At 74.0% G+C, this 26,073-nt stretch carries 16 protein-coding genes; 4 read left to right on the forward strand and 12 right to left on the reverse strand.

The window, feature by feature from the left end; genetic code table 11:
- The first annotated feature begins 311 nt into the window (after positions 1 to 311).
- Complete coding sequence (locus ACFQ79_RS32690) at positions 312 to 1,421, forward strand: acyltransferase family protein (RefSeq protein ID WP_383590161.1); 1,110 nt, start codon at positions 312 to 314, stop codon at positions 1,419 to 1,421.
- Positions 1,422 to 1,511: 90 nt separating this feature from the next.
- Here ACFQ79_RS32690 and nudC read toward each other — a convergent pair whose 3' ends face one another.
- The 7 genes from nudC to ACFQ79_RS32725 all read right to left on the reverse strand — a co-directional run bounded on the left by nudC (position 1,512) and on the right by ACFQ79_RS32725 (position 13,296).
- Positions 1,512 to 2,459, reverse strand: a complete 948-nt coding sequence (gene nudC, locus ACFQ79_RS32695) for an NAD(+) diphosphatase (RefSeq protein WP_383590163.1) — start codon at positions 2,457 to 2,459, stop codon at positions 1,512 to 1,514.
- Between the two features lie 35 nt (positions 2,460 to 2,494).
- Positions 2,495 to 3,907: a dipeptidase gene (locus ACFQ79_RS32700; protein WP_383590165.1), complete on the reverse strand. Its 1,413-nt coding sequence runs from the start codon at positions 3,905 to 3,907 to the stop codon at positions 2,495 to 2,497.
- A gap of 10 nt (positions 3,908 to 3,917) precedes the next feature.
- Positions 3,918 to 7,406 carry a UvrD-helicase domain-containing protein gene (locus ACFQ79_RS32705; protein ID WP_383590167.1) on the reverse strand — a complete coding sequence of 1,163 codons (3,489 nt, stop codon included), beginning with the start codon at positions 7,404 to 7,406 and terminating at the stop codon, positions 3,918 to 3,920.
- Between the two features lie 69 nt (positions 7,407 to 7,475).
- Positions 7,476 to 8,291 (reverse strand): hypothetical protein, encoded by an 816-nt coding sequence (locus tag ACFQ79_RS32710; protein WP_383590169.1) that lies wholly within the window; start codon positions 8,289 to 8,291, stop codon positions 7,476 to 7,478.
- A gap of 95 nt (positions 8,292 to 8,386) precedes the next feature.
- On the reverse strand, positions 8,387 to 9,160 hold the full coding sequence (locus tag ACFQ79_RS32715) for a hypothetical protein (RefSeq protein ID WP_383590171.1): 774 nt from the start codon (positions 9,158 to 9,160) through the stop codon (positions 8,387 to 8,389).
- A 141-nt stretch (positions 9,161 to 9,301) separates the two neighbouring features.
- Positions 9,302 to 12,715, reverse strand: coding sequence for an ATP-dependent helicase (locus ACFQ79_RS32720; RefSeq protein ID WP_383590173.1), 3,414 nt, complete (start codon positions 12,713 to 12,715; stop codon positions 9,302 to 9,304).
- A gap of 224 nt (positions 12,716 to 12,939) precedes the next feature.
- The gene (locus tag ACFQ79_RS32725) at positions 12,940 to 13,296 is read right to left on the reverse strand and encodes an MGMT family protein (RefSeq protein WP_323185785.1); all 357 of its coding nucleotides are present in this window, start codon (positions 13,294 to 13,296) and stop codon (positions 12,940 to 12,942) included.
- A 213-nt stretch (positions 13,297 to 13,509) separates the two neighbouring features.
- Here ACFQ79_RS32725 and ACFQ79_RS32730 point away from each other — a divergent pair, with 213 nt between their 5' ends.
- The 3 genes from ACFQ79_RS32730 (at position 13,510) to ACFQ79_RS32740 (ending at position 19,475) form a co-directional block, all read left to right on the forward strand.
- Positions 13,510 to 16,161 carry a flippase-like domain-containing protein gene (locus ACFQ79_RS32730; RefSeq protein ID WP_383590175.1) on the forward strand — a complete coding sequence of 884 codons (2,652 nt, stop codon included), beginning with the start codon at positions 13,510 to 13,512 and terminating at the stop codon, positions 16,159 to 16,161.
- A 73-nt stretch (positions 16,162 to 16,234) separates the two neighbouring features.
- Positions 16,235 to 17,806: an alpha/beta hydrolase gene (locus tag ACFQ79_RS32735; RefSeq protein WP_383590177.1), complete on the forward strand. Its 1,572-nt coding sequence runs from the start codon at positions 16,235 to 16,237 to the stop codon at positions 17,804 to 17,806.
- A 70-nt stretch (positions 17,807 to 17,876) separates the two neighbouring features.
- On the forward strand, positions 17,877 to 19,475 hold the full coding sequence (locus ACFQ79_RS32740) for an alpha/beta hydrolase (RefSeq protein ID WP_383590179.1): 1,599 nt from the start codon (positions 17,877 to 17,879) through the stop codon (positions 19,473 to 19,475).
- A 67-nt stretch (positions 19,476 to 19,542) separates the two neighbouring features.
- Here the strand turns inward: ACFQ79_RS32740 and moeZ are convergent, their stop codons facing one another.
- From moeZ to ACFQ79_RS32765, 5 genes are all read right to left on the reverse strand, one after another.
- Positions 19,543 to 20,721: an adenylyltransferase/sulfurtransferase MoeZ gene (gene moeZ, locus ACFQ79_RS32745; protein ID WP_319309980.1), complete on the reverse strand. Its 1,179-nt coding sequence runs from the start codon at positions 20,719 to 20,721 to the stop codon at positions 19,543 to 19,545.
- Between the two features lie 63 nt (positions 20,722 to 20,784).
- Positions 20,785 to 21,528 (reverse strand): spherulation-specific family 4 protein, encoded by a 744-nt coding sequence (locus tag ACFQ79_RS32750; RefSeq protein WP_383590181.1) that lies wholly within the window; start codon positions 21,526 to 21,528, stop codon positions 20,785 to 20,787.
- Positions 21,516 to 22,487: an NAD(P)-dependent oxidoreductase gene (locus tag ACFQ79_RS32755; protein ID WP_266969050.1), complete on the reverse strand. Its 972-nt coding sequence runs from the start codon at positions 22,485 to 22,487 to the stop codon at positions 21,516 to 21,518. Before ACFQ79_RS32755 ends, ACFQ79_RS32750 begins: the two co-directional genes overlap by 13 nt.
- 202 nt (positions 22,488 to 22,689) lie before the next feature.
- Positions 22,690 to 24,225, reverse strand: coding sequence for a hypothetical protein (locus ACFQ79_RS32760; RefSeq protein WP_383590183.1), 1,536 nt, complete (start codon positions 24,223 to 24,225; stop codon positions 22,690 to 22,692).
- Entirely contained in the window at positions 24,218 to 25,975 is a 1,758-nt protein-coding gene (locus tag ACFQ79_RS32765; protein WP_383590185.1) for a glycosyltransferase, read from the reverse strand. The genes ACFQ79_RS32760 and ACFQ79_RS32765 overlap by 8 nt, the downstream gene beginning before the upstream one ends.
- Positions 25,976 to 26,073: the final 98 nt, after the last annotated feature.

Consider the following 26,073-nt stretch of genomic DNA (forward strand, 5'->3'; position numbering starts at 1 on the left):
CCGGTGAGACGACCGGCCGGGGGTTCCGTGCGTGCGGGGGGCGCGTCCGGGGCGGCGAGGAGATCCCGAGGGGTTCGGGTGAAGATCGCGAAACGCCCCTGCGGAGACCGCGAGGAGCGGCGGCGCAGCGGAGGCGAGCGGACCGGCCGGGAGGTACCGTACGACCGGGATTTCGCCTGCGCGAACCCCACGGAAACCCTTCCAGCGTGAAGAGCATCACACACCACCCTTACTTTGTGCGGCTTCCGTCAGCGCCCCTATGCTCTCGTCCCGACCAAGATTTGCGACTGCATATCCAGGTGGGATACCTCGTGCTCAACCAGACAGCCCCTGCCCCTCTCGCCGCGCCCGTGGCCTGGAGCCGCGTGCCGGACACCAGGCCGGACGCCGCGGGCCGAGGCCGCGGACGTCTCCACGTCCTCGACGGCCTGCGTCTCGTCGCCGCCCTCATGGTGGTCGGCTACCACTACCTCGCCTTCGGGGAGGGCTGGCCCGCGCCGGTCGAGCGGCTCTTCCCCGGCACCTACTCCGTGGCCTCGTACGGCTACCTCGGCGTGGAGTTCTTCTTCCTCATCAGCGGCTTCGTCATCTGCATGAGCGGCTGGGGCAGGCCGGTGAAGGACTTCTTCGTCTCCCGTGTGGCACGTCTCTACCCGGCGTACTGGTTCGCCGTCGTCGCCACGTCCGTCACCGTCGCGGTGATCCCCGGCGGGCGCGAGCACCTGCCCTGGAACGACATCCTCACCAATCTGACGATGCTCCAGGAGCCGCTGGGCGTCGACCCCGTCGACGCGGTCTACTGGACCCTCTTCGCCGAGCTCCGCTTCTACCTGCTCTTCACGGTGCTCGCCTGGTGGGGCCTGACCTACCGCCGGGTGCTGCTGTTCTGCTGCGCGTGGGGAGCGGCAAGTGCCCTGGTCGCCCCGGCCGCGCCCGGCCCCCTGCGGCTGCTGCTGATGCCCGAGCACAGCTGGTTCTTCATCGCGGGCATGGCCTTCTACCTGATGTACCGGTTCCGCCCGAACCTGATGCTCTTCGGCGTCGTCGGCGTCTGCTACTGCGCCTCGCTCGCGCCCTCCATCGACAAGTTCAAGGGGCTCACCTTCCTCGGCGACCGGCCGGCCTGGCCCGTGCTCGTCGTGCTCGCCGCCTTCTTCGGGGTGATGGCGCTCGTCGCGACCGGCAGGCTCTCCGGCATCCGGTGGCGGTGGCTGCCGGTGGCCGGGACGCTGACCTATCCCCTGTACCTGCTGCACGAGGTCATCGGCTGGGAGTTCTTCGCCCGCTTCGGGGCGCGGGTCTCCCCCTGGGTGCTGCTCACCGCCGTGCTGCTCGGGATGCTCGTGCTGTCGTACCTGGTCCACCGTCTCGTCGAGCGGCCGCTCGGCCGGAGCCTCAGGCGTCACCTGCTCAGCGGGTGAGCACCACGGAGACGTCCCCGTCCGGTTGTGCGAGCGGGGACGTCCCCGTCCGGCCGTGCGGGCGGGGACGTCCTCAGGTGCGGGACCGGCTCAGATCACGTCGCCGGGCTTCGGCAGCGGCTTGCCGTACCAGCGCTCGATCAGCCGGGAGGCGATCGAGATGCCGTACGGCGGGATCACCTCGCCCGACTCGAAGGCGGCGGCCAGGTCGTCGCGGGAGAACCAGCGGGCCTCGTGGATCTCCTCGCCGTCCACGGTGATCTCCGAGGAGGTCGCGCGGGCGAAGAAGCCCAGCATCAGGCTGGACGGGAACGGCCAGGGCTGGCTGGCGATGTACTCGACCTCGCCGACCGTGACACCGGCCTCCTCGAAGACCTCGCGGACCACCGACGCCTCGATGGACTCGCCGGGCTCGACGAAACCGGCGAGGGTCGAGAAGCGGCCCTCGGGCCAGTGGACCTGGCGGCCGAGCAGCGCCCGGTCCTCCTCGTCCGTGACCAGCATGATCACCGCGGGGTCGGTCCGCGGGTAGTGCTCGGCGCCGCACGCCTGGCAGCGGCGGATGTGCCCGGCGGCGGCGATGACCGTGCGCTCGCCGCAGCGCGAGCAGAAGCGGTGGAGGCGCTGCCAGTTCTCCAGGGCCACCGCGTGCACCATGAGGCCCGCGTCCCGGTCCGACAGCAGCAGACCCGCCTCGCGGAGTCCGGCGGGCCGCGCGGACTGGTCCATGCGCCCGGGCAGCGAGTCCTTCTGGAGCGCGAAGTAGGAGACGCCCTCGGCGTCCGTGCCCAGGAAGTAGCGGTGGGTCTCGGTGACCGGGGCCTCGAAGGCCGGGGTCATGACGAGCTCGGTCGTGCCGTCCGCCGTGTCGTCGATCAGCACCTGGCCCCCGGAGACCACGAAGACCCGCGTGGTGGGGTGGCTCCAGGCCGCCGCCAGCCACGCCTCGTCGAGGCGGTGGTGCGCGGCGCGGTCGATGCCGCTCGGAGCGGTGAGCGAGATCGGGCGGTCCGCTGACGCGTTCTTCAAGGTGCTCACAGGTGCTTCCAACTCCCCCGGATCGGTGTGTGGGTTCAGCGCTCGGCGGCCGGGGCGGACAGGTCGCCCCACAGGTACGCGGTCGTCTCGACGCCCTTCATGAGGAGATCGAGTTCGATCTTCTCGTTGGGGGCGTGCCAGCCGTCGGACGGCACGGAGATGCCGAGGAACAGGACGGGTGCCTCCAGGACGTCCTGGAGGTCGGCGGCCGGTCCCGAGCCGCCCTCGCGGGTGTAGCGGACCTTGGCGCCGTCGAAGGCCCGGCTCATGGCCCCGGCGACCGCCGTGAGGGCGGGGTGGTCTAGCGGGGTGAGGCAGGGGCGGGTCGGGGCGCCGAAGACGATCTCGTACCGGATGCCGGCGGGGACGAGGCCGGCGAGCCAGTCCCGCACCGCGAGCTCGATCTTGGCCGGGTCCTGGCCGGCGACCAGCCGGAACGACAGCTTGAGCTGGGCGGAGGCGGGGACGATCGTCTTGCCGCCGGGGCCCTGGTAGCCGCCGCCGATGCCGTTGACCTCGGCGGTGGGGCGGGCCCAGACCCGCTCCAGGGTGGAGAAGCCGGCCTCGCCGAGGGTGCCGTGGGACTTCGCCGTGCGCAGCCAGGCGGCCTCGTCGAAGGGCAGCTCGGCGACGAGGGCGCGCTCGGCGTCGCTCAGCTCGGTCACGCCCTCGTAGAAGCCGGGGATCGCGACGTGCTCGTCGGCGTCGTGGAGGGCGGCGACGATCCGGCCGGCGACGGTGGCCGGGTTCGGCACGGCGCCGCCGAAGGAGCCGGAGTGGATGTCCTGGTCGGGGCCGTACAGCTCGATCTCGCAGTCGGCGACCCCGCGCATGCCGGTGCACACGGTGGGGGTGGTCTCGGACCACATGCCGGTGTCGGAGACGATCACGGCGTCGGCGGCGAGGCGCTCGGCGTGCGTCTCGACGAGGGTCCGGAAGTGCGGGGACCCGGACTCCTCCTCGCCCTCGACGATCAGCTTGAGGTTGACGGCGGGCGTGGTGCGGCCGGTGGCAGCGAGGTGCGCGCGGACGCCGAGGGTGTGGAAGAACACCTGCCCCTTGTCGTCGGCCGCCCCGCGCGCGTACATCCGCCCGTCGACCACGGTCGGCTCGAACGGGTCCGTGTGCCAGCCGTCCTCGCGGGCGGCGGGCTGTACGTCGTGGTGGCCGTAGACGAGGACCGTGGGCGCGTCCGGGTCGTCGGAGGGCCACTCGGCGAAGACCGCGGGGGCGCCGTCCGTCTCCCAGATCTCGACCGTGGTGAAACCGGTCCCGGTGAGCTTGGCGGCGAGCCACTCGGCACTGCGCCGTACGTCCCCGGCGCGGTCCGGCTGCGCCGACACGGAGGGGATGCGCAGCCACTCCGCGAGGTCGCCGAGGAAGGCGGCACGGTGCTGCTCGATGTACGTGCGTACGGCGTGGACGGCGCTGTCCGGGGTCTCGCTCATGCCCCCGAGCCTATCCGGCGCCCGGGGGTGCCCCGCCCGGCAGGAGGGCCTGATCGGCGTCGGGCGCCGGCTCCCCGAGCAGGAGGGCCTCCAGCTCCGCCCGGCCGGGCAGCCGGGTGGGGCGGGCGACCTCGCCCGTGCGCACGTAGACGAAGGCGGCGGCCACGTCCTCCGGCGCGAGGCCGTGCTGCTCGGCCCAGGCGAGCCGGTAGATCGCGAGCTGGAGCGGGTCCGCGGTGCGCAGCCGGCTCGTCTTCCAGTCGACGATCTCGTACGCGCCGGAGTCCGGGTCCCGGTAGACGGCGTCGATCCGGCCCCGGACGACCCGGCCGCCGAGCGAGAGGTGCACGGGGACCTCGACGCGGTACGGGGTGCGGTGGGCGTACTCGGTACGGGCGAAGGCCTCCTTCAGCTCGTCGAGGTCCCGCTCGTCGAGGATCTCCGGCTCCCCCGCGAAGTCCTCCCCGCCGGGCAGGTCCTCGGGACCGAGGAACGGCAGCGGCAGCTCCTCGAACCGGGACTCCACCCACGCGTGGAACCGGGTGCCCCGACGGGCCGCCGGCTGCGGGGCCTTGGGCATCGGCCGGGCCAGCTCCTGGGCGAAGCCGTCGGGGTCGGCGGCGAGGCGGAGGACCTGGGAGGCGGAGAGGTACGCGGGCAGGACGACGTCACGGGTGGTGGCGCGGGCGCGGCGGAGTTCGGTGGTGAGGGCGGTGAGGTCGCGGTCCCAGGAGGCGATGGCTCGCGCGTCCTCGGGGGTGAGGTCGCCGTACGGCTCGGGCTCCGGCTCCGAGGGCAGGGCCTCGGGCTCCCGCGGTGCGGGGACCGCGTCCGCGTGGGTGTCCTCGGGGAGGGTCTCCTCGTCCCAGAGGGGTTCCTCCTCTTCCGGCCAGAGGTCCTCCGGGTGGGGGTCCTGGGGAACGGGCGCCGCGCTGGTGGGGTTGTGCCCACCCTCCCCCGGACTCCGTCCGGGGGTACCCCCACCGCCCTGCGGAGCGATTGCCCACAACCGGGCCTTCACTGCCTCCGCCGCGTCCCTGCGCCGTTTCAACGCGTCCCCGTCCAGCGGGAGCGGCCACGTCCGGTCGGTTTCGTCGGCCGTGAGCGTCGGGTTCCTGGCGTCCTTCTCCGGTTCCTCCGCCCATGCCTCGATCTCCCCGTGGCCCTGCTCGCAGTGGGCGTACAGGGCCTGGAGGAAGTCCGACGGGCCTCGGGGCTTCTTCTGGGAGGGGCCCCACCAGTGGGCCGAGCCGAGGAGGAGGGTGCGGGGGCGGGTGAAGGTGACGTAGCCGAGGCGGAGTTCCTCGGTGTGCTGGTGGTCCCGCATCTCGTTCTTGAAGGCCGTGAGGGCCTTCGCGTTCCAGGTGTCGACGGCCGGCAGCGTGGCCGCGTCGCCGCGCAGGGCGTGCGGGAGGACCTGCGGCTGCGAGGTCCACGACTCGCGCGCGCGGGCGCTGGGGAACTGGCCGGTGACCAGGCCGGGTACGGCGACGACGTCCCACTCCAGGCCCTTGGACTTGTGGGCGGTGAGGACCTTGACGGTGTTCTCGCCGCCGGGCAGGGCGTTGTCGAGGCCCTTCTCGAACTGGACGGCCGTGCGCAGGAAGCCGAGGAACGCCAGGAGGCTCGCCTCGCCGTCCAGGGAGGCGAAGCCGGCGGCGATGTCGAGGAAGTGACCGAGCGTCTCGCGGCGGCGGGCGGCGAGCGCGTGCGGGGAGGCGGAGAGTTCGACTTCGAGACCGGTGGCGGAGAGCACCCGGTGCAGGACGTCCATGAGCGGGTCGGCGAGCGAGCCGCGCAGGGCGCGCAGCTCGGCGGCGAGGCGGGCGAAGCGGACCCGGGCGTCGGCGGAGAAGGCGAGGCCGTCGTCGGCCGCGCCGCCGGAGTCGAGGAAGGTGTCGAGCGCGTCGGCGAGGGAGACGACCTCGGCCGGGTCGACGCCCTCCACGGCGGCGGCGAGCCGCTGCTCGGGGTCGGGTTCGTCACCGCCCCGGTGGACGAGGTGGCGGGCCCGCCGGCCGAGGAGGGCGAGGTCGCGGGGGCCGATGCGCCAGCGGGGGCCGGTGAGGAGGCGGACCAGGGAGGCGTTGGCACCCGGGTCCTGGAGGACCTCGCAGACGGCGACCAGGTCGGCGATCTCGGGCAGGTGGAGGAGGCCGGAGAGGCCGACGACCTCGACGGGTACGTCACGGGCGACGAGGGCCGCGTGGATGGCGGGGAAGTCGGTGGCCGTGCGGCACAGGACGGCGATCTCGCCGGGCTCCCGGCCGCTGCGGACGAGGTGGGCGAGGGAGTCGGCGAGCCAGTCGATCTCCTCGGCGTGGGTGGGGAGGAGGGCGATGCGGACGCTTCCGTCGGCCTCGGCGCCGGGCGCGGGCCGCAGCGCCTCCACGCCCGCGTGCATGGCGCGCAGGGGCGCGGCGAGGCCGTTGGCGAGGTCGAGGAGGCGGCCGCCGCTGCGCCGGTTCTCGGAGAGCGAGTAGCGGTCGGCGGGGCTGCCGTCGGCGTGCGGGAAGTGCTCGGGGAAGTCGTCGAGGTTGGCGACGGAGGCGCCGCGCCAGCCGTAGATGGCCTGGCAGGGGTCGCCGACGGCGGTCACCGCGTGGCCGGTCGCCCGCTGCCCGGTGCCCTGGCCGAAGAGGCCGGAGAGCAGCAGCCGCTGGGCGACGGAGGTGTCCTGGTACTCGTCGAGGAGGACGACCCGGAACTCGTCGCGGAGGATCTCGCCGACCTCGGGCCGGGTGGTGGCCAGTTCGGCGGAGCGGGCGATCTGGTCGCCGAAGTCGAGCAGGTCGCGGGAGCGCTTGGCGGCCCGGTACCGGACGACGAGGTCGAGGAGTTCGCGGCGGGCGGTGGCGGCCTCGGGGATCTTGCGCAGCTCGGCGTTGCTGAGCTTGGCCTCGGCGAGGGCGGTGAGCAGCGCGGAGTCGTACGAAAGGAGTCTTTCCGGTGGTACGAGGTGTTCGGCGAGCTCGGCGTCGAGGGCGAGCAGGTCGGTGATCAGGGTCGTGAAGGAGCGGGTCAGCGCCGGGTACGGGCCGGGGGCCTCGCGCAGGACGCGGGCGGCGAGCTGGTAGCGGGTGGCGTCGGCGAGGAGCCGCGAGGTGGGTTCGAGCCCGATGCGGAGGCCGTGGTCGGTGAGGAGCTGCCCGGCGAACGCGTGGTACGTGGAGATCCGGGGCTCGCCCGGGGGGTCGTCCGGGTCGATGACGTCCGGGTCCGTCACTCCGGCGCGGACGAGGGCGGTGCGGACGCGCTCGGCGAGCTCGCCTGCGGCCTTGTTGGTGAAGGTGAGACCGAGGACCTGCTCGGGGGCGACCTGGCCCGTGCCGACCAGCCAGACCACCCGGGCGGCCATCACCGTCGTCTTGCCGGAGCCGGCTCCGGCCACGACGACCTGCGGGGCGAGCGGCGCGGTGATGCAGGCCGTCTGCTCCGGGGTGAACGGGATGCCGAGAAGCTCCTTGAGCTGCTCGGGGTCGGTGATGCGTGCGGTCACCTCAAAGAGGCTAACGCGGACGACTGACAGTCCGGTCCGGTCCGGCCCGGATCTCGCGGGGGATCCTCGTCACGCGGGCGTGCCGCCGCCCAGCTTCGACAGGTCCACCGTCTCGTCGGCGGGCGGGACGACGACCCGGACGGGCTCGTCGTAGTCGGAGAGCCGCATCGCGCCCGGTTCCTCGCCGCCGGCCTTGACCATCCTCAGGATGTACGGCTTGCCCTCCCGGGCCACGGACACCGTGGTGGTCTCGCCTTCGGCCTTCTTCTTGACCAGGGTCGCGACGGGCGTGCCGGCGACCTCGGCGTCGGGGCCCCTGGTCAGTCCGCGGCGCTCCTCCTCGTCCTCGCCGAGGTCGGCGAGGAGCGACTTCAGGTCGCAGACGCCGCTGAGGTCGGCGCTGCCGGCCTGCCCCGGGGTGATCTTCAGCCAGCGGCCCTTGACCAGCTCGACCGTGGCGTCGATCTGGGCGTCGGGCATGCCCTGGGAGGCCATGGAGACGCGCCAGAAGGCCTCGTCGCCCTTGATGTAGGTGATCCGGTCGATCTTGCGGAGTTCGGCGGTGCCGCCCTTGATCCTCATCACGCCGGTGCACTCGTCCTGGTCGTTCACGGCGAAGTCGATGTCGAGGGGCTGTCCCTCCGTGACGACCCGGCCGGTCATCCGGAGCGAGGTCGCCGACCGGGTGGCCGTGACGGCCCGGTCGGCGATCTCGTCGGCCGTGAGGCCGGCGAAGGGGTCCGGGGAGGGCGAGGGGGCGGACACGGCGCCCGGCCGTGCGGCCGCCGGACCCGCCGCCGCCCAGGCCGCCACCGGCGCGGGTCCCGCGACGACGGCGGCGGCGCAGACGACGGCCGCGGCGCGGAGCTTTCGGTGGGACGCCATGCGAGCCTCCTCGCGGATTCCCGGACCGTTCCCGGACTCCGGGCCCCTGTCCACCAGAGTCGCTCCGCGCGCGCGTGCCCGCTACTCCACCCGGGTCAGGAGCCGGCGAGCTCCGCGAGCTGCGCCATGTCCATGACCTGGTCGGCCGGCGGCGCGGTGACGGTCAGGGCCTTGTCGAACTCGCTGAAGGTGACGGTGCCCGGCTCCTTGCCACCGGCGGCGACGACGCGGAGGAGGTACGGCTTGCCCTCCTTGGCGACGTAGTACGTGGTGGTCTCGGCGCCCTTCTTCTTGGTGAGGGTGACGGCGGGGGTGCCGTCGACGTCGGCGTCCTCGCCCCGGGTCAGGCCCTTGCGGTCGTCCTTCTTCTCCTCGTCCATCTCCTTGATCATGGTCTTGAGGTCGCAGAGCGAGCCGAGGTCGTTGTCGTCGCCCTCGGACGGCATCTTCATCCAGCGGCCCTTGAGCAGCGTGGCCATGGCGCCGGCCTCGTCGGCCGAGGCGCCGTCCTCGCCGCCGGTGGAGCGCCAGAAGGACTCGTCGCCCTTCATGTACGTGAAGCCGCCGGTCCGCAGGATCTCGGCCTTGCCGCCCTTGCCCGTGCTCGCGGTCATGGTGCCCTTGCAGGAGCCCTTGGAGTCGAGGGTGAAGTCGGTCTTCATGTCCTCGCCCTCGGTCTTGCCGCTGCCGGACATGTGCAGGGCGGTCGCCGTCTTGGTGGTCTCGACGCCCTTCTCCGCGATGGCGTCGGCCGTGAGCCCGGCGAAGGGGTCGGCGGCCTTGTCCTCGCCCTGGGAGCAGCCCGTGGCGCCCGCCACCACGGCCGCGCAGACCGTCGCCGCCACCCAGAACCTCTTGTTGGCCCTCATGCCCGTACTCCTCCACAGCGATGGTTCACAGCTTGTCTTCACGCCGCCCCTACGTGGTGACGCGCAGAGAGTGACCGGCGAGGAAGTGCGAGGGATGTACGGCATGGAATGTGACGCTCCGCACAGTGGGCCGACGGGGGCTCAGTCGACGACCTGGCGGCCCTCCGGCTGGGCGCTGCACGAGGCGCGGAACGAACAGTTCGTGCAGTGCTGGCCGGTGGTGGGGGTGAAGCGCTCGTCGAGGACCCGGCCCGCGGCGTTGGCGAGCAGCTCGCCGACCCACTCCCCGGCCGGCGGTTCCTGTGCCTGGACCTTGGGGAGGGCGTCGCCGCCCTCCTTCTGCGGGGCGGCCTGCCGGAGCTGGACGAGCTCGGCGCCGCCGGGCTCCGGCCGCCGCCCGTCGAGGACCTCGTCGAGGGCGCCCTCCCGGACCGCGAGCTGGTACACGGCGAGCTGCGGGTGCTGGGCGACCTCGTCCCTGGTGGGGGCCGACTTGCCGGTCTTGAAGTCGACGACGTACGCGCGGCCGTGCTCGTCGGTCTCGACGCGGTCCATGGAGCCGCGGATGCGGACCTCGTACGCGCCCGCCTCCAGGGTCACGTCGAAGCCGTGCTCCGATGCGGCCGGGGTGCGGCCGCCGCGGTCCATGACGTGCCAGCTCAGGAAGCGTTCGAGCGCCACGCGCGCGTTCTGCTTCTCCTGGGCCGACTTCCAGGGGGCGTCGAACGCGAGGGCGTCCCACACGGAGTCCAGCCGGGCCATGAGGACGTCGAGGTCGGCGGGGGTACGGCCGGAGGCGACCTCGTCGGCGAGGACGTGGACGACGTTGCCGAAGCCCTGGGCGGCGGTGGCGGGGGCCGCGGCCCTGACCTCGCGGCCCAGGAACCACTGGAGGGAGCAGGTGCTCACCAGGTTGTCCAGGGAGCTCGGCGAGAGGGCCACGGGCCGGTCGCGGTCGCGCAGCGGCTCCGGGCTGCGGGTCGGCTCGAACAGGCCCCACCAGCGGTCCGGGTGCGCGGCGGGGACCAGCGGCTGGCCGTCCTCGTCGGTGAGCGCGGCCAGCTCGGCGAGCCGGTGGGCTGCGGCGTCGCGGAGCGCGGGCGAGGCGTCCGGGTCGACGGTGGTGGCGCGCAGCTCGGCGACGAGCGCGGAGACGGCGAGGGGGCGGCGGGGGCGGCCGGGCACGTCCTTCGGCTCGGCGCCGAGTTCGGTGAGGAACCGGGAGGGCTGGTCGCCGTCCTCGGCCGCGGCCTTCACGGCGGTGACGACGAGCCGGTCACGCGCGCGCGTGGCGGCCACGTAGAAGAGGCGGCGCTCCTCGGCGAGGAGGGCGCCGGGGGTGAGGGGCTCGGCGAGGCCGTCGCGGCCGATGCGGTCGGCCTCCAGGAGGGAGCCGCGACGGCGCAGGTCGGGCCAGAGCCCCTCCTGGATCCCGGCGACGACGACGAGGCCCCACTCCAGGCCCTTGGAACGGTGGGCGGTCATGAGGCGGACGGCGTCGGGGCGGGTGTGGCGGCGGGTGAGGGTGTCGGCGGCGATGTCCTGCGCGTCGAGCTCCTCGAGGAAGTTGAGGACACCGCGGCCGCCGACGCGTTCCTCGGCGCGGGCGGCGGTCTCGAAGAGGGCGCAGACGGCGTCGAGGTCCCGGTCGGCGTTGCGGCCCGCGGGTCCGCCGCGGAGCGCGGCCCGTTCGAGCCGGCCGGGCCAGGGGGTGCCGTTCCAGAGCACCCAGAGGGCCTCCTCGGCGGTGCCGCCTTCGGCGAGGAGGGTGCGGGTGTCACGGAGCAGGTCGCCGAGCCGCTTCGCGCCGCGGGTGTGGGCGGGGTCGTGGGCGGCGAGGCGCTCGGGCTCCGCGAGGGCGCGGGCGAGGAGGACGTCGGAGGGCGGCGGGACCTTGTCGCCCGCTGAGCGCGCCTCGTCGCGGAGGGCGCGGCCCAGGCGGCGGAGGTCGGCGGGGTCGACGCCGGCGAGCGGGGAGGCGAGGAGTTCGAGCGCGGTCTCGGTGGTCAGCCATGTGCGGGTGCCTGCGGGCTGCGCCGGTGCCGCGCCCTGGGGCGGGACCTCTTCGTCGTCCTCGGCGGGCGTGTGGTCCGAAAGGGCCCGGCCCGCTGCGGGCCCGCCCGCCGCCTGCGCCACCGCTCTCAGCGCCAGCAGCAGCGGGGCCACCGCCGGTTCGTGGCGGAGGGGGGTGTCCGCCGCGTCCGTCTCCACCGGGACTCCCGCCGAGGTGAGGGCCCTGCGGAGGGACGGGACGTGGGCGGCGGCCCGGGTGAGGACGGCCATGTGGTGCCAGGGGACGCCGTCCTCCAGGTGGGCGCGGCGCAGCAGGTCGGCGATGTTCTCGGCCTCCGCCGACGCCGTCGGGTACGTGTACGCCTCCGCCCTGCCGCCGTCCCGCGCGGCCGTGAGGTCCCGGTGGGCGCGGACCTTGTCGGCGGGGAGCCGGGGCATCGGCATCCGCTGGGCGAGCAGCCGGGTCGCGGCGAGCAGCCCGGCTCCCGAGCGGCGCGCGGTGCGCAGGACCCGGACGTCCGCGCCGCCGAAGGAGGCGGGGAAGTCGAGGATGCCGTTCACGTCGGCGCCCCGGAAGGCGTAGATGGACTGGTCGGGGTCGCCGAAGGCGACGACGGTGCTCCCGCCCGTCGCCCGGCCACCGCCCCGCGCGGACGCCCTTCGGGCGAGCCCTGCCGAATCGCCCGCGAGGGCGTGCAGCAGCCTCACCTGTGCCGGGTCGGTGTCCTGGTACTCGTCGACGTAGATCGCGTCGTACGCGGGCAGGCTGATGTCCTCGGCGAGGAGTACGGCCCGGTGGACGAGCTCGGTGTAGTCGAGGACGCCCTGGAGGTCGAGGACGTCGAGGTACTCGGCGAGGAAGTCGGCCGCGGCCTTCCAGTCGGGCCGGCCGACCCGCTGGGCGAAGTGGGCGAGGGCGTCCGGTCCGAGGCCGAGTTCGCGGGAGCGGGCGAGGACGGCCCGTACCTCGTCGGCGAAGCCGCGGGTGGTGAGGCAGGCGCGGAGTTCGTCGGGCCAGCGGATGCCTCCGAGCCCGGCCTTCTCCAGGTCGATGTGGCCGGCGAGCAGTTCTCGTACGGCGAGGTCCTGCTCGGGTCCGGAGAGCAGCCGCAGGGGTTCGGCGAAGAGTTCGGCGTCCTGGTGGGCGCGGATCAGGGCGTAGCAGTACGAGTGGAAGGTGGTGGCCTGCGGCGGGCGGCGGCCGCCGAGCCGGGCGGCCATGCGGTCGCGGAGTTCGACGGCGGCCTTGCGGCTGAAGGTGAGGACGAGGAGCCGTTCGGGGTCGGCTCCCTTCTCCATCCGGGCGGCGACGGCCTCGACCAGGGTCGTCGTCTTGCCGGTGCCGGGTCCGGCGAGGACGAGAAGAGGTCCGCCGTCGTGGTCAACCACTTCGCGTTGGGTTGCGTCCAGCTGAGGGGAATCCATCGGGGCCGGCGTGGTGCGCACCAGTCGGTACGCGCCCGGGTTCCGCGGCCGTCCCGAACCCGGGTACGGCTGTCCCTGGTACGGCGGCGTACGCCGGGTGGTCGAGGAGGTACTCACGTGGGTCGCCGGTCCTGGTGGGAGTGGTGGTGCGGGTGAGGCGGCCGTCCGCCGCGGCCGGCCGTCGGGCTCGCCGGCCCGCCGTCGCCTCGGGAGACGCGAACGTCGACGTTACGCGAAACGGCCCGCCGCCGAGCCGTACTCCGCGCCCCGCCCCGTACCGCGTACGTCCCCTCCGGCGCCGCTCACGCCCGGTCCCGCACGGTCGTCCCCGGTCGGCGGGCTCAGGTGTGAGTTCCGTCCCAGCGCGCCCGCCGCATGTCGATCTTCGGCAGGTGTCCCTCGGCCGCCGGGCCCCGCTCGCGCAGCGGCGTGCCCTCCTCGCGGTAGTGGTCGAGGGCCCTCAGCTCGTGCCCGGGGAGCAGCGTGCCGTCCGAGCGGACCACCCGCCACCAGGGGGCCGTCCCGCCGTACAGGGCCATGACCCGGCCGACCTGGCGGGGCCCGCCCTCGCCCAGCCATTCGGCGACGTCGCCGTAGGTCATCACCCGGCCGGGCGGGATCCCGTCGGCGACGTCGAGCACCCGTTCCGCGTACTCGGGCAGTTCTCCGGTCTCCCCCACGGGCACCTCCATGCTCATCCGCCCCATCCTGCCTCACCCCACCGACATGGCCCTGATGCCTCCGCGCGGCGGCTCTTCGTGCCACCATCGTGCGGGCGGTGACTGGTGATACGAGATCAAGAGCGACAAGTACAAGAACAGAAGCAAGAACAAGAGCAAGAACAACAGCGAGAAACACAGCCCGGACAACAGCGAGAACGAGAACGACACGACGCGCATGCAGAGACGGACATGGTGATGGCCCCGGACACCCAGCCCCCCGAGGAGGGCCAGGCCGACGTGCCCGAGCGGGTCTCCGGCGACGAGCCGCTGCTCGCCGCCCGGGTCCACCGCCCCTCGGACCTGATGCGGCTGCTCGCCGGTCTGCTCGCCATCGGGCTCGTCATCGCCGTCGCCGCGTTCGCCCACGCGACGACCTCGGGCCTCGAGGAGGACATCAACAAGGGCGCCGTCGGCGCACCCGATGTCTTCGTCAAGATCGCCGGTCTCGTCTCCTCCATCGCCGTCCTGCTCGTCCCCGTCGCCTTCGCCATCGAACGTCTGATCAAACGCGACGGGCTGCGCATCGCGGACGGCGTCCTCGCCGCCGTGCTCGCGCACGGTCTCACCCTCGCCACCGACCTCTGGGTCGCCCAGGCCGCGCCCGGCACCATCCAGGACGCGCTGACCCAGCCGGCGTCCGGCGGCGGGCTCACCGATCCCGTGCACAACTACCTCGCGCCGGTGATCGCGTACATGACCGCCGTCGGCATGGCCCGCAGACCCCGCTGGCGGGTGTCGCTCTGGGTGGTGCTGCTGCTCGACGCGTTCACCATGCTGGTGGCCGGCTACACCACCGCGCTCTCGATCATCCTCACCGTCCTGATCGGCTGGACGGTGGCGTACGGCACGCTCTACGCGGTCGGCTCCCCCAACGTCCGGCCCACCGGGCAGACCCTCCTCGCCGGTCTGCGCCGGGTCGGCTTCCGGCCGGTCACGGCCCTGCGCGCCGAGGGCGTGCCCGACTCGTCGGACAGCGGCGACCGCGGCCGCCGGTACATCGTGACCCTGGAGGACGGACCGCCGCTCGACGTCACCGTCGTCGACCGCGAGCAGCAGGCCCACGGCTTCTTCTACCGCGCGTGGCGCCGGATCACCCTGCGGACGATCACCACCCGCCGGTCGATCGTCTCGCTGCGGCAGGCCCTGGAGCAGGAGGCGCTCCTCGCGTACGCGGCGATCGCCGCCGGGGCGAACGCGCCGAAGCTGATCGCCACCTCCGAGCTCGGCCCGGACGCCGTGATGCTCGTCTACGAGCACATCGGCGGCCGCAGCCTCGACTCGCTCGACGACGACGACATCACCGACGCGCTGGTCCGCAGCGCCTGGCGGCAGGTACGGGCGCTCCAGTCGCGCCGGATCGCGCACCGCCGGCTCACGGGCGACGCGATTCTGGTGGATCGTTCCGGCAGGGTGATCCTCACCGATCTGCGCGGCGGAGAGATCGCGGCCGGCGATCTGATCCTGCGGATGGACATCGCCCAGCTGCTCACCACCCTCGGTCTGCGGGTCGGTGCCGAGCGCACGGTCGCCGCCGCCGTCGAGGTGCTCGGCCCGGACGTCGTCGCCGACTGTCTGCCGCTGCTCCAGCCGATCGCGCTGAGCCGCTCCACGCGCGCGACGCTGCGGAGACTGGCCCGGGAACGGTCGGCACGCGAGCGGGAGGCCGTGCTCGCCGCCTCGGAGGCGGCCAAGCACGAGCGGGAGCTGGCGAAGGCCCAGGCCGCCGAGGCCGCCGCGGACCCGACGACCGCGCGGGCGGAGACCAAGGCCGAGAAGAAGGCGGACAAGAAGGCCGAGAAGCGGGCCCTGGACACGGCGCTCGACGAGGCCCGCGAGGAGGACCTGCTGGCCCAGATCCGTCAGCAGGTGCTGCTCATCCGCCCGCAGGCGCCGGCCGAGCCGGTCCGGCTGGAGCGCATCAAGCCGCGGACCCTGGTCAGCCTGATCGCGGGCGCGGTCGCCGCGTACTTCCTGCTGTCGCAGATCTCCCAGACGCCGCTGTCGACGATCGGCCAGGCGGACTGGCGGTGGGTCGCGGCAGCCGTGCTGTTCTCCGCGCTCAGCTATGTGGCGGCGGCGATGAGCCTGCTCGGGTTCGTGCCGGAGCGGGTCGGCTTCTGGCGGACGGTGGTGGCCCAGGTCGCCGGCTCGTTCGTGAAGATCGTCGCCCCGGCGGCGGTCGGCGGCGTCGCCCTGAACACCCGCTTCCTCCAGCGCTCGGGCGTGCGCCCGGGGCTCGCGGTGGCGAGCGTCGGCGCCTCCCAGCTCTTCGGGCTCGGCGCCCACATCCTGCTGCTGCTCTCCTTCGGCTACCTCACGGGAACGGAACGCTCGCAGTCCTTCACCCCGTCGAGGACGGTCATCGCCGGCCTCCTCACGGTCGCGGTGCTCGTGCTCGTCGTGACGGCGGTCCCGTTCATGCGGAAGTTCGTCGCGACGCGGCTGCGCTCGCTGTTCGCCGGAGTGGTGCCGCGCATGCTGGACGTGCTCCAGCGGCCGATGAAGCTGGTCACCGGCATCGGCGGGATGCTGCTGCTCACCCTCACCTTCGTGCTCTGCCTGCACGCCTCGATCCAGGCCTTCGACCACGACGGCGTGTCGATCAGCTACGCGAGCGTGGCCGTCGTCTTCCTCGCGGGCAACGCGCTCGGCTCGGCGGCGCCGACCCCGGGCGGCGTCGGAGCCGTCGAGACCGCGCTCACCCTGGGTCTGCTCGCGGTCGGCCTGCCCGCCGAGGTCGCGACCCCGGCCGTCCTGCTCTACCGCCTGCTGACCCTGTGGCTCCCGGTCCTGCCGGGCTGGCTCTGCTTCAACTGGCTGACGAAGCGCGAGGCGCTGTAGCGGGTCGGGCTCCCGCCACCCGCATGGACCCCCGTCCCGCGCGGCGGCGGGGGCGGCGGCCCACCATGGGCCTATGCCGATCTCCGCCGCCCAGCGCGCCGCTCTGCTCACCGCCACCACCGTGCTGCTCGCCGCCGGGTGCTCGGACGGGGGCGACAACGCGGAAGGGTCGCAGCCGAGCGGCACGGCCGGGATCTCCGCGCTGGCGGCGCAGAAGCTGTCCTGGACCCCGTGCCCGGCGCCGTCCGCCGCCGAGGGCGGCGGGCCCGCGCCCTCCCCGCTGCCCGGGGGCGCCACCTGGGAGTGCTCCTTCCTCCAGACGCCGCTCGACTGGTCGGTGCCGGACGGCGAGACCATCGAGCTCGCACTGATCCGGGCCCGGGCCCGCGACCAGGACCGGCGGATCGGTTCGCTCGTCTTCAACTTCGGCGGGCCGGGCGGCTCCGGCGTCACCGCGCTGCCGGGGTTCGCCAACGACTACGAGGCCCTGCGCGGCCGCTACGACCTGGTCTCCTTCGACCCGCGCGGGGTGGGCCGCAGCGACCCGGTGGAATGCCTCACCGACAAGGAGCTCGACGCCTACTACGCCCTCGACTTCACACCCGACGACGAGGCCGAGGAGCGAACGCTCTCGGACGCGCAGAAGAGGTACGCGGCCGGCTGCGAGAAGGACGCCGGACCGGCCCTGCCGCATGTCGGCACCGAGAACGCCGCCCGGGACATGGACCTGATGCGCCAGGTCCTCGGCGACGACAAGCTCCACTACTTCGGCATCTCGTACGGCACCGAACTCGGCGGCGTCTACGCCCACCTCTTCCCGAAGAACGTCGGCCGGGCCGTCTTCGACGCGGTCGTCGACCCGGACGCCGGCGTCGAGGAGGGGGCCCTCGGCCAGGCGAAGGGCTTCCAGCTCGCCCTGGACAACTTCGCCCAGGACTGTGTGGACCGCGGCGACGCGTGCACCCTGCCCGGCTCGTCCGTCGCCGAGATCGAGGCCTTCGTCATCGAGCTCCTCGCCTCCCTCGACAAGGAGCCGATCGCCGGCATCGGCGACCGCAAGCTCACCCAGACGCAGGCCACCAACGGCATCGCGCAGGCCCTCTACTCCAAGGAGTTCTGGACCTATCTGGAGCAGGGCCTCTCCGACGCGGAGGGCGGCGACGGGGCGCTGCTCCTCACCCTCTCGGACTCGATGAACGGACGCGGCCAGAACGGCTCCTACAGCAACATCCAGGCCGCCAACGCCGCCATCAACTGCGTCGACTTCAAGGAGCGCTACACCCTCGGCCAGGCCAAGGAGCGGCTCGGCCAGTTCCGCGAGGCCTCCCCCGTCTTCGGCGACTTCATGGGCTGGGCGCTCTCCAGCTGCTCGCAGTGGCCGGTGCCCGGGACCTGGGAGAACCCGGACGTCTCCGCTCCGGGCGCGGCGCCCATCCTGGTCGTCGGCAACACGGGCGACCCGGCCACCCCGTACGAGGGCGCCCGCTCGATGGTGAAGGCGCTCGGCGACGGGGTCGGCGTGGAGCTGACGTACGAGGGCGAGGGCCACGGCGCGTACAACAGCGGCAGCGCGTGTGTGAAGAAGGCGGTCGACGCCTACCTCCTGGACGGCAAGGTCCCGGTCTCCGGCACCGTCTGCACGTAGCACCGTCCGCGTGCGGCCCGGAGGGCTCCCCCTAGGATGGGCCGCCCTGTCGGGCTCTTGGGGGGAACACATGTCCATACGCGTACGGGTGACGGTCCTGGCCGTCACCGGCCTGCTGGTCACGGGCTGCACGAGCACCGGCGGCGGTGCACCGGCCACCACCCCGGGCGCGAGGACGGCCACGACCGACGCCAAGCCGTCGGCCACCGCCGACGTCCCCTCGGCCACCGCCTCCACTCCCCCGCTCCCGGCCACCCTCACCGGCCAGCGCCCCGACTGGAAGGCCTGCCCGGCCCCCGGTCCCGGCAAGGCGAAGCCCGGTGAGAACTGGCGCTGCGCGAGCGTGAAGGTGCCGCTCGACCACGCGAAGCCCGAGGGCGCGACGATCCCGATCGCCCTGATCCGCAAGGAGGCGGGCCGCAAGGCCGACCGCATCGGCTCCCTGCTCTTCAACTTCGGCGGCCCCGGCGCCTCCGGCATCGACATCCTGCCGCAGGTCGAGGAGGACTACGGCAAGCTCGCCGAGCGCTACGACCTGGTGGGCTTCGACCCCCGCGGCGCCGGCCGCAGCTCCGGTGTCGTCTGCCGGACCGACGCCGAACAGGCCGCCGCCGAGGCCACCGTCGACCTCACCCCGGACTCGGCCGACGAGGAGACCGCGTACCTCGAGGACAACGCCGCCTTCGCCGCCGGCTGCGCCCGCCGCTCCGCCACCGTCCTCCCGCACACCACGACCACCGCCACCGCCCGCGACCTGGACCTGATCCGGCGGGTCCTCGGCGACGACAAGCTGCACTACTTCGGCATCTCGTACGGGACACAGCTCGGCGGCACGTACGCGCACCTCTTCCCGCGGAACGTCGGCCGGCTCGTCCTCGACGCGGTCGTCGACCCGACCGCCGACACCGTGGGCCACGCCCGCCACCAGACGATCGGCTTCCAGCGGGCCCTGGGCAACTATCTGAAGAGCACCGGACAGGACCCCGAGGACGGGACCGAGCGGATCGCCCGCCTGCTGCGGAAGCTGGACCGCGCACCGCTGACCGTCGGCGAGCGGAAGCTCACCGAGGGCCTGGCGCTCACGGGCATCGCGGTGACGCTGTACGGGCAGGCCAACTGGCCCCTCCTGACGTCGGCCCTCGCGGACGCCGAGAAGGGGCGCGGCGGCGCCCTGCTCGAACTCGCCGACTACTACAACGACCGTGACGCGAACGGCCACTACGCCACCCAGTCGCACGCGCAGCGGGCGATCTCCTGCGCCGACTCCAGCGCGCGGCCGACCGCCGCGGAGGCGAAGGCGCTGATCCCCGAATTCCGCCGGCTCTCCCCCGTGTTCGGCGCGTTCCTCGCCTGGGACACGGCCGGCTGGTGCGCCGAGTGGCCGGTGAAGGGCGAGCGGGCGACCCCGGAGGCGAGCGCCCCGGGCGCCGCCCCGGTCCTCGTCGTCGGCACGACGGGCGACCCGGCGACCCCGTACGAGGGCGCGGAGAGGATGGCGAAGGAACTCGGCACGGGCGTCGGCGTCCTCGTCACCAACGAGGGTGAGGGACACGGCGCGTACGGCGCGTCGTCGTGCGCGACGGCGACGATCGACGCGTACCTCCTGGACGGCAAGGTCCCCGCGTACGGCAAGACCTGCTCCAGCGGGGCGGCTCGTAGCGGGGCGTGACCCGTAGCGGGGCATGGGAAAGGGGCCCGGATCTCGTGTCGAGATCCGGGCCCCTCCGTCAGGCCGACTAGTAGACCGGCTTCTCGGGCTCGATCTGGTGGACCCAGCCGATCACGCCGCCGCCGACGTGCACCGCGTCGGCGAAGCCCGCGGACTTCAGCACCGCGAGGACCTCCGCACTGCGGACGCCCGTCTTGCAGTGCAGGACGATCCGCTTGTCCTGCGGGAGGTCCTGGAGGGCGGTGCCCATCAGGAACTCGTTCTTCGGGATCAGACGCGCGCCCGGGATGGAGACGATCTCGTACTCGTTCGGCTCGCGGACGTCGATGATGTCGATGTTCTCGCCGTCGTCGATCCACTCCTTGAGCTGCTTCGGAGTGATCGTGGAGCCGAGCGCCGCCTCCTGGGCCTCCTCGGACACGACGCCGCAGAAGGCCTCGTAGTCGATGAGCTCGGTGACGGTCGGGTTCTCGCCGCAGACCGCGCAGTTCGGGTCCTTGCGGACCTTCACCTGGCGGTACTGCATCTCCAGGGCGTCGTAGATCATCAGGCGGCCGACCAGCGGGTCGCCCACGCCGGCGAGGACCTTGATGGCCTCGGTGACCTGGATGGAGCCGATGGACGCGCACAGCACGCCCAGGACGCCGCCCTCGGCGCAGGACGGGACCATGCCCGGCGGCGGGGGCTCCGGGTAGAGGCAGCGGTAGCAGGGGCCGTACTCGGACCAGAACACGGACGCCTGGCCGTCGAAGCGGTAGATCGAACCCCAGACGTACGGCTTGTTCAGCAGCACGCAGGCGTCGTTCACCAGGTAACGGGTGGCGAAGTTGTCCGTGCCGTCGACGATCAGGTCGTACTGGCTGAAGATGTCCATCACGTTCTCGGCCTCGAGCCGCTCTTCGTGGAGGATCACGTTCACGTACGGGTTGATGCCGAGCACGCTGTCGCGCGCCGACGCCGCCTTGGAGCGGCCGATGTCGGCCTGGCTGTGGATGATCTGGCGCTGGAGGTTCGACTCGTCGACCTCGTCGAACTCCACGATGCCGAGCGTGCCCACGCCGGCGGCGGCCAGGTACATCAGCGCCGGCGAGCCGAGGCCCCCGGCACCGACACACAGCACCTTGGCGTTCTTCAGCCGCTTCTGCCCGTCCATCCCGACGTCCGGGATGATCAGGTGGCGGGAGTACCTGCGGACCTCGTCTACGGTGAGCTCGGCAGCCGGCTCGACCAGGGGTGGCAGCGACACGGGGACTCCGGTTGTCGGTATGTCAGTACGGTTGTTCTCCCCGTAACACTGCCACGCCTCTTCTCATTCCGAGACACCCGGTCCGATCCGCGAGACGATTTCGTCCCAGTAGCCGGGCAGCGAGTGGAATGGCGCACTTTGTCCCGGGCCCCCCGCGCGGTCGGTGAAGAAGATCGTCCCGGCCCCCTGCCAGCGGGCGATCCGCAGGGCCTCCTCCAGATGGGTGCGCGGCACGCCGTGCACGAGATGGACGAACTTCGCCTCCGTGTACTCGGCCGTCCACTCGGCCACCTGCGACCAGCGGTAGTCCGCCCAGGCGCCCGAGAAGGTCACCAGCTGGTCGGCGGTCTCGGCGTATCCCGGGTGGGGATGGGTGCCGTGGCCGAGGACGAGGTGGGCCTCGCCTCCGAGCACCGCCTCCAGGGTCGCGGTGACCCGCCGCACCCCGCCCAGGTCCGCCCGGTCCGCGGGGCAGCGGTCCAGGTAGAAGCCGTCGACCTTGTACCAGTCGACGAAGCGGTGGGCGTCCGAGACCAGCTCCCCGAACGGCCGGGAGCCGTACGCGGCGTCCAGATGCCCGAGCACCCTGACCCCGGCGTTGCGGAGCTTCCCCGCCGCCTCCAGACAGTGCGGGTCCGGACGGCTGCCCGGGCCCTCCGCCACGTTGAGCACCGCCCAGTGCAGCGGGGTTCCGGGGCGGGTCAGCTCGCCCCACTCGACGGGCGCGAGCAGCGGGTGGGCGTAGCCCGGCACGCCCACCCCCAGGGCTTCCCGCACCGCCCCCGTGGTCGCCGTCAGATGCGACACGCCGCCTCCATCCAGATGTCGGCGAGCGACTCCTCCAGGTTGATCCGGGGCCGCCAGCCGAGCCGGTCGCGGGCGGTCCGGACGTCGGCCTGCTGCCAGGGACCGCAGCCGTCGGGGTACGGGTAGGGGGCGGCGGCCAGCTGCTCGGCGATGGTCCCCTCGGTGCGGGGGGCGCCGATCATCGGGCGCTGCGGCATGCCGTGCGGGGCGTCCAGCTCGTGCAGGTTGCCGGAGTAGCCGGCGACCCTGGCGAGGACGGCGGCGGCGTCCCGGAGCCGGACCGCGCGGCCGGTGCCGATGTTGACGACGCCCTGGGCGGCGGAGAGCGAGGCCGCGTGCACGGCCCGCGCCACGTCCCGTACGTCGACGAAGTCCCGCTGCACGCCCAGGCCGCTGAGCTTGAGCTCGCCGTCGCCGGCCTGCATGGCCCGGCGCATCGCCTCGGCGAGCCGGCCGAGCGGCGAGCCGGCGGGGGTGCCGGGGCCGACGGGCGAGAACACGCGGAGGACCACGGCGTCGAGGCCCGAGCCGAGGACGAGCTCGGTCGCCGCCAGCTTCGACACCCCGTACGGTCCGCCGGGGCGGGGTACCGCGTCCTCGGCGGTGGAGGAGCCGGGCTGGCTCGGCCCGTACTCCGAAGCGCAGCCGACCTGGACGAGCCGGGCGCCGCAGCCGCTGCGGCGCAGGGCCTCGCAGACGGTGGCGACGGCGACGGTGTTGTGCCGGGTCAGGTCGCGGGCGCCGCCGCGGGTGGCGCCGGCGCAGTTGACGACGACCCCGGGGTGGACGGCGTCGAGGAACCGGGTCAGCGCGCCCGGGCTGCCGGAGGCGAGGTCGAAGCGCACGTCGGCGTCGTCGCCCCGGCCGAGCGCGGTGAGGTGGACCGCCGGGTCGGCGAGGAGCCGGTCGGCGACGAAGCGGCCGATGAAGCCGTTGGCTCCGAGCAGTAGCACCCTCATCGCGCGGCCCCTTCGTGCCGACCGGCCGTTCCTTGGGGTTGCGGGGTCATGGTCTTCGGTCTCCTTGCGAGGTGATCAGAGAGGTGACGGGACGCGCCCGCGGCGTCGGCTCCGCGGGTGCGAAGAGGTTTCCTGACGGGAGGCTCGGCGGGGTGGGGGGTGCTGCGGTCGCCCGGCCTCCGACGGGGGTTGCGGCGGGTTCTCACGGGGTGGCGTGGGCCGAGGCCCGGGAAAGGGAGCCGGTCGCGTGGGCCAGCAGGCCGAGCGCGGCGGCGCCGCAGACGAGGGTGGGTACGGCCCCGGGTCCCCAGGTGTCGACGAGGGCCCGCACGGGGGTGGCGAGGGCGTCGAAGCCGGGGGCGGGGACGCGGGCGGCGAGGACGCTCGTGAGGGCGAGCGCCTCGGCGGCGCTGGCTGCGGCGAGGGCGGCCGCGGCCGTCTCGGGGAGGCCGTGGACGGTGAGGAGCCGGGCGAGGAGCAGGAGCGCGCCGAGGGCCAGGGCCCCGGGGCTGAACCCGGTGAGCCCGAGCAGCAGGGTGAGGGCGAGGAGCTGGAGGGTCACGGTGCCGAGGAGCAGCGGGCGGGTGCCGGCGGCGAAGTCGGCGAGGCCCCGGCTGTCGGCGATCCGGCGGCGTGCCCGGTGGGCGAAGAGCCGGGCGCACCAGGCGGCGGGGGCGACGGCGAGGGCGAGGGCCAGGACCGGTCCGGGGGTCAGGTCCCAGGGACCGTCGGGGCCGCCGCTGAGCACCTGGGTGAGGAGTCCGTCGCCGCAGACCGCGTAGGCCACGAGCCAGACGGTCCAGAGCCGGGCGGCGGGCACGGTGCCGCCGTCGGGGGCGCGGAAGGGGCCGCGCCGGACGGCGAAGAGGAGTGCGGCGGTGAGCAGCAGGGCCCCGGTCGCGCCGACGGCGAGACGTACGGGGCCGTGGGTGACGGCGAGTCCGATGCCGGTGAGCGCGGCGGCGGCGCCGGGGGTGAGGACGGCGAGCACCCAGGCGTCGGTGTCCCCGCGCGGGGGCGCGGGAGGCGCGGGGGTCTCGCCGCCGCGGGGCACGCGCGCGTAGAGCTCCTCGGCCAGCGAGAACACGTCCCGGTGCCGGAAGCGGGCGGCGGTCCGGTCGGTGAACCCCTGGGCCTCGAGCCCGGCGGCGATCTCCAGCGGGTCGACGGCCCGGGCACACAGCTCCCGGTGCCGGTGCATGAGGACTTTGACGGGGTCGGCGGTGCCGCGCCGGGGGCGGGCGGCGGGAACGCCGGCCGGGGCTCCCGCCGGTGCTCCGGCGGGGCCGGGCGTCGCCGGGGCCCGGCGGGGCAGGTCGCCCGCAGGGGCGGGGGCGGCGGACGCCTCGGCGGAACGGGACACGTGGTCCGAGCCGGTGCCGGTCGTGCCGGTCGCGCCGGTCGTGCCGGTCGTGCCGGTCGTGCCGGTCGTGCCGGTCGTGCCGGTCGCGTCAGACGGCTCCGACGGGTCAGACGGGTCCTTCGCGTCCGACGGGTCCTCCGCGTCCGATGTGCCCACCGGGCCGGGCGGCGTGGTCGGCCACGGTGTGCCCGCCGCGGCCGGGGCTATCCCGGACGGCGGGACCTCGACGGGACCCTCGGGGGCGTGCGGGTCGAGGGCGCCGCCGGTACGGGGGGTCAGTGCGGGGGCGCCGAGGAGGGCCTCGGAGCGGGCGTCCCAGGCTCCGGGGCTCGTCGGGGCGGCGGAGCCGCGCATGGGGGTGTCTCCTTCAGGCATCGGGGGCTCCTGTCCCGGCGGCCACGGCCTTGTGCGCCCAGCTGCCCGGCACGTGTGCCTCGGCGGGGTGGGCGAAGGGCACGCCGTCCCCGGGGCGGTGGCGCACCGGCGCGTGGGAGAGGAGTTCCAGGTAGATGCCGCGGAACGCGGCGAGGTTCTGTTCGACGGTGAAGAGTTCGAGCGCGCGGGCGCGGGCGGCGGCGCCCAGACGGTGGCGGCGCTCGGGCTCGCGGAGCAGCGCGAGGCAGGCGTCGGCGAGCGCCCGGGGATTGCGCGGGGGGACGACGAGCCCGGTGCCGCCGATGATCTCGACGACCGCGCCGACGTCGGTGGAGACGGTGGCCCGCGCGCAGAACATCGCCTCGACGAGGCTCGCGGGGAAGCCCTCGACGACGCTGGACAGGACGACGACCGCGCCGGAGGCGTAGGTGTCCTCCAGGGTGGGTGCCTCGGGGCCGCCGAGTTCCTCGAAGGTGACCGGGTTCTCGCCGACGGCGTGCGCGCCGGCGGCCTCGTCGGGGAAGAGCTGGGCGGCGAGCCCCTTGATGTGGGCGAGGTACGCGCCGGAGCCCGGGTCCCGTACGGGTACGGCGACGATCCTCAGCCGGGCGTCGGGCTGCCGGGCGCGGATCTCCGCGAAGGCGTGCAGGAGGGCGATGAGGTCCTTGGCGGGTTCGACCCGGCCGACCCAGACGAGGGTGGCGGGGTCGCCGCTCTCCTCGTCCTCGCCGACCTCGGCGAAGCGGTCGGCGGCCATGCCGGGGTGGACGGTGCGGATCCGGGCGCGGTCGGCGCCGCACCTCTCCTGCCAGCGGCGGGCGTGGGCGTTGCCGGGGGTGAGGAGGGCGGCCTGCCCGTAGACCTCGGCGGCGAGCCGGCCGTGGAGGGCGGCGAGCAGGGTGCGCAGGGGCGCGGAGCGGTCGGCACCGGCGGCCGAGAGGTAGTGGGAGCGGAGCTGTACGCCGTACTCGGTGACGAGCAGCGGGGTCCCGAAGAAGCGTTTGGCCAGCAGGCCGGGAAGGGCGGTGGTGCCGCCGGCCACGGCGTGGCAGAGGTCGGCCGCGCCGAGCGCGTCCTCCGCGTACCAGTCGAGGGAGAGGGGGCGCAGGGTGCGCTCCAGGTGCTCGACGAAGGCGAGGTGGTCGGGGAGTCCCGCGGCGGCAGCGCCCCGGCGTGCGCCGGGCGCACGGCAGGCGGATTCGAGGGTGCGGACGGCGTCGTCGGAGCGGAGCGCGCCGGGGAGTCCACCGCGCTCGCGGGCGAGTTCGGCGAGCGCGTAGAGGCCTTCGGCAAAGGCGGTCCCGAGCGCGCCCCCGGCCTCGCCGGCCCCGGTCGCGGCGGCGTTCTCCGCGGTCCCGGCGGCGTTCGCCCCGATCCCGGCGGCGTTCGCCCCGGTCCCGCCCCCGAGCCCGGTGCCGTTCTCCCCGCACACGCCCACCGCGAGCCGGTGGAAGGCCTCGACGAACCGGCGTCGCTCGCGCCGGCCGTAGGCGCGGCGGGCGGCGCGGCGCTCGCCGAATGCGGTCCGTTCGAGGAGGTTCCGGGCGGCCGGGCCGGTGTCGGGGCCGCCCAGGTCGGCGGTGCGTGCGACGCGGGCGTTCGGGGGGAGCGGTCGCGGGGTGCCGGACCCGCCGAGGGCGTACAGGTCGAACTGGTGCTGCCCGAGTCCGCGTACGAGCCGCTCGCACCAGAGTCCGGACTCACCGGTGGCGTACGGGTAGCCACCCTCCGTGAGCAGTCCGATCCGCATGAGTGCACCCCCGATCTCCCTTGACGGCGGCCACCGTTGGTCCGGCGACTCGCAGCGGGAAGAACGTAAGCGGAGATACCGGTGGTGCGACGGACGGT

Source organism: Streptomyces sp. NPDC056480 (assembly GCF_042795405.1).
Lineage (GTDB): Bacteria > Actinomycetota > Actinomycetes > Streptomycetales > Streptomycetaceae > Streptomyces.

Excerpts from the sequence above, each read along its gene's own strand:
- ACFQ79_RS32700 (WP_383590165.1), bottom strand. The coding sequence starts at position 3,907 with ATGAGCGAGACCCCGGACAGCGCCGTCCACGCCGTACGCACGTACATC.
- ACFQ79_RS32760 (WP_383590183.1), bottom strand. The coding sequence starts at position 24,225 with ATGCCTGAAGGAGACACCCCCATGCGCGGCTCCGCCGCCCCGACGAGC.
- ACFQ79_RS32735 (WP_383590177.1), top strand. The coding sequence starts at position 16,235 with ATGCCGATCTCCGCCGCCCAGCGCGCCGCTCTGCTCACCGCCACCACC.
- ACFQ79_RS32755 (WP_266969050.1), bottom strand. The coding sequence starts at position 22,487 with ATGAGGGTGCTACTGCTCGGAGCCAACGGCTTCATCGGCCGCTTCGTC.
- ACFQ79_RS32740 (WP_383590179.1), top strand. The coding sequence starts at position 17,877 with ATGTCCATACGCGTACGGGTGACGGTCCTGGCCGTCACCGGCCTGCTG.
- ACFQ79_RS32730 (WP_383590175.1), top strand. The coding sequence starts at position 13,510 with ATGGTGATGGCCCCGGACACCCAGCCCCCCGAGGAGGGCCAGGCCGAC.
- ACFQ79_RS32710 (WP_383590169.1), bottom strand. The coding sequence starts at position 8,291 with ATGGCGTCCCACCGAAAGCTCCGCGCCGCGGCCGTCGTCTGCGCCGCC.
- ACFQ79_RS32715 (WP_383590171.1), bottom strand. The coding sequence starts at position 9,160 with ATGAGGGCCAACAAGAGGTTCTGGGTGGCGGCGACGGTCTGCGCGGCC.
- ACFQ79_RS32765 (WP_383590185.1), bottom strand. The coding sequence starts at position 25,975 with ATGCGGATCGGACTGCTCACGGAGGGTGGCTACCCGTACGCCACCGGT.
- ACFQ79_RS32725 (WP_323185785.1), bottom strand. The coding sequence starts at position 13,296 with ATGAGCATGGAGGTGCCCGTGGGGGAGACCGGAGAACTGCCCGAGTAC.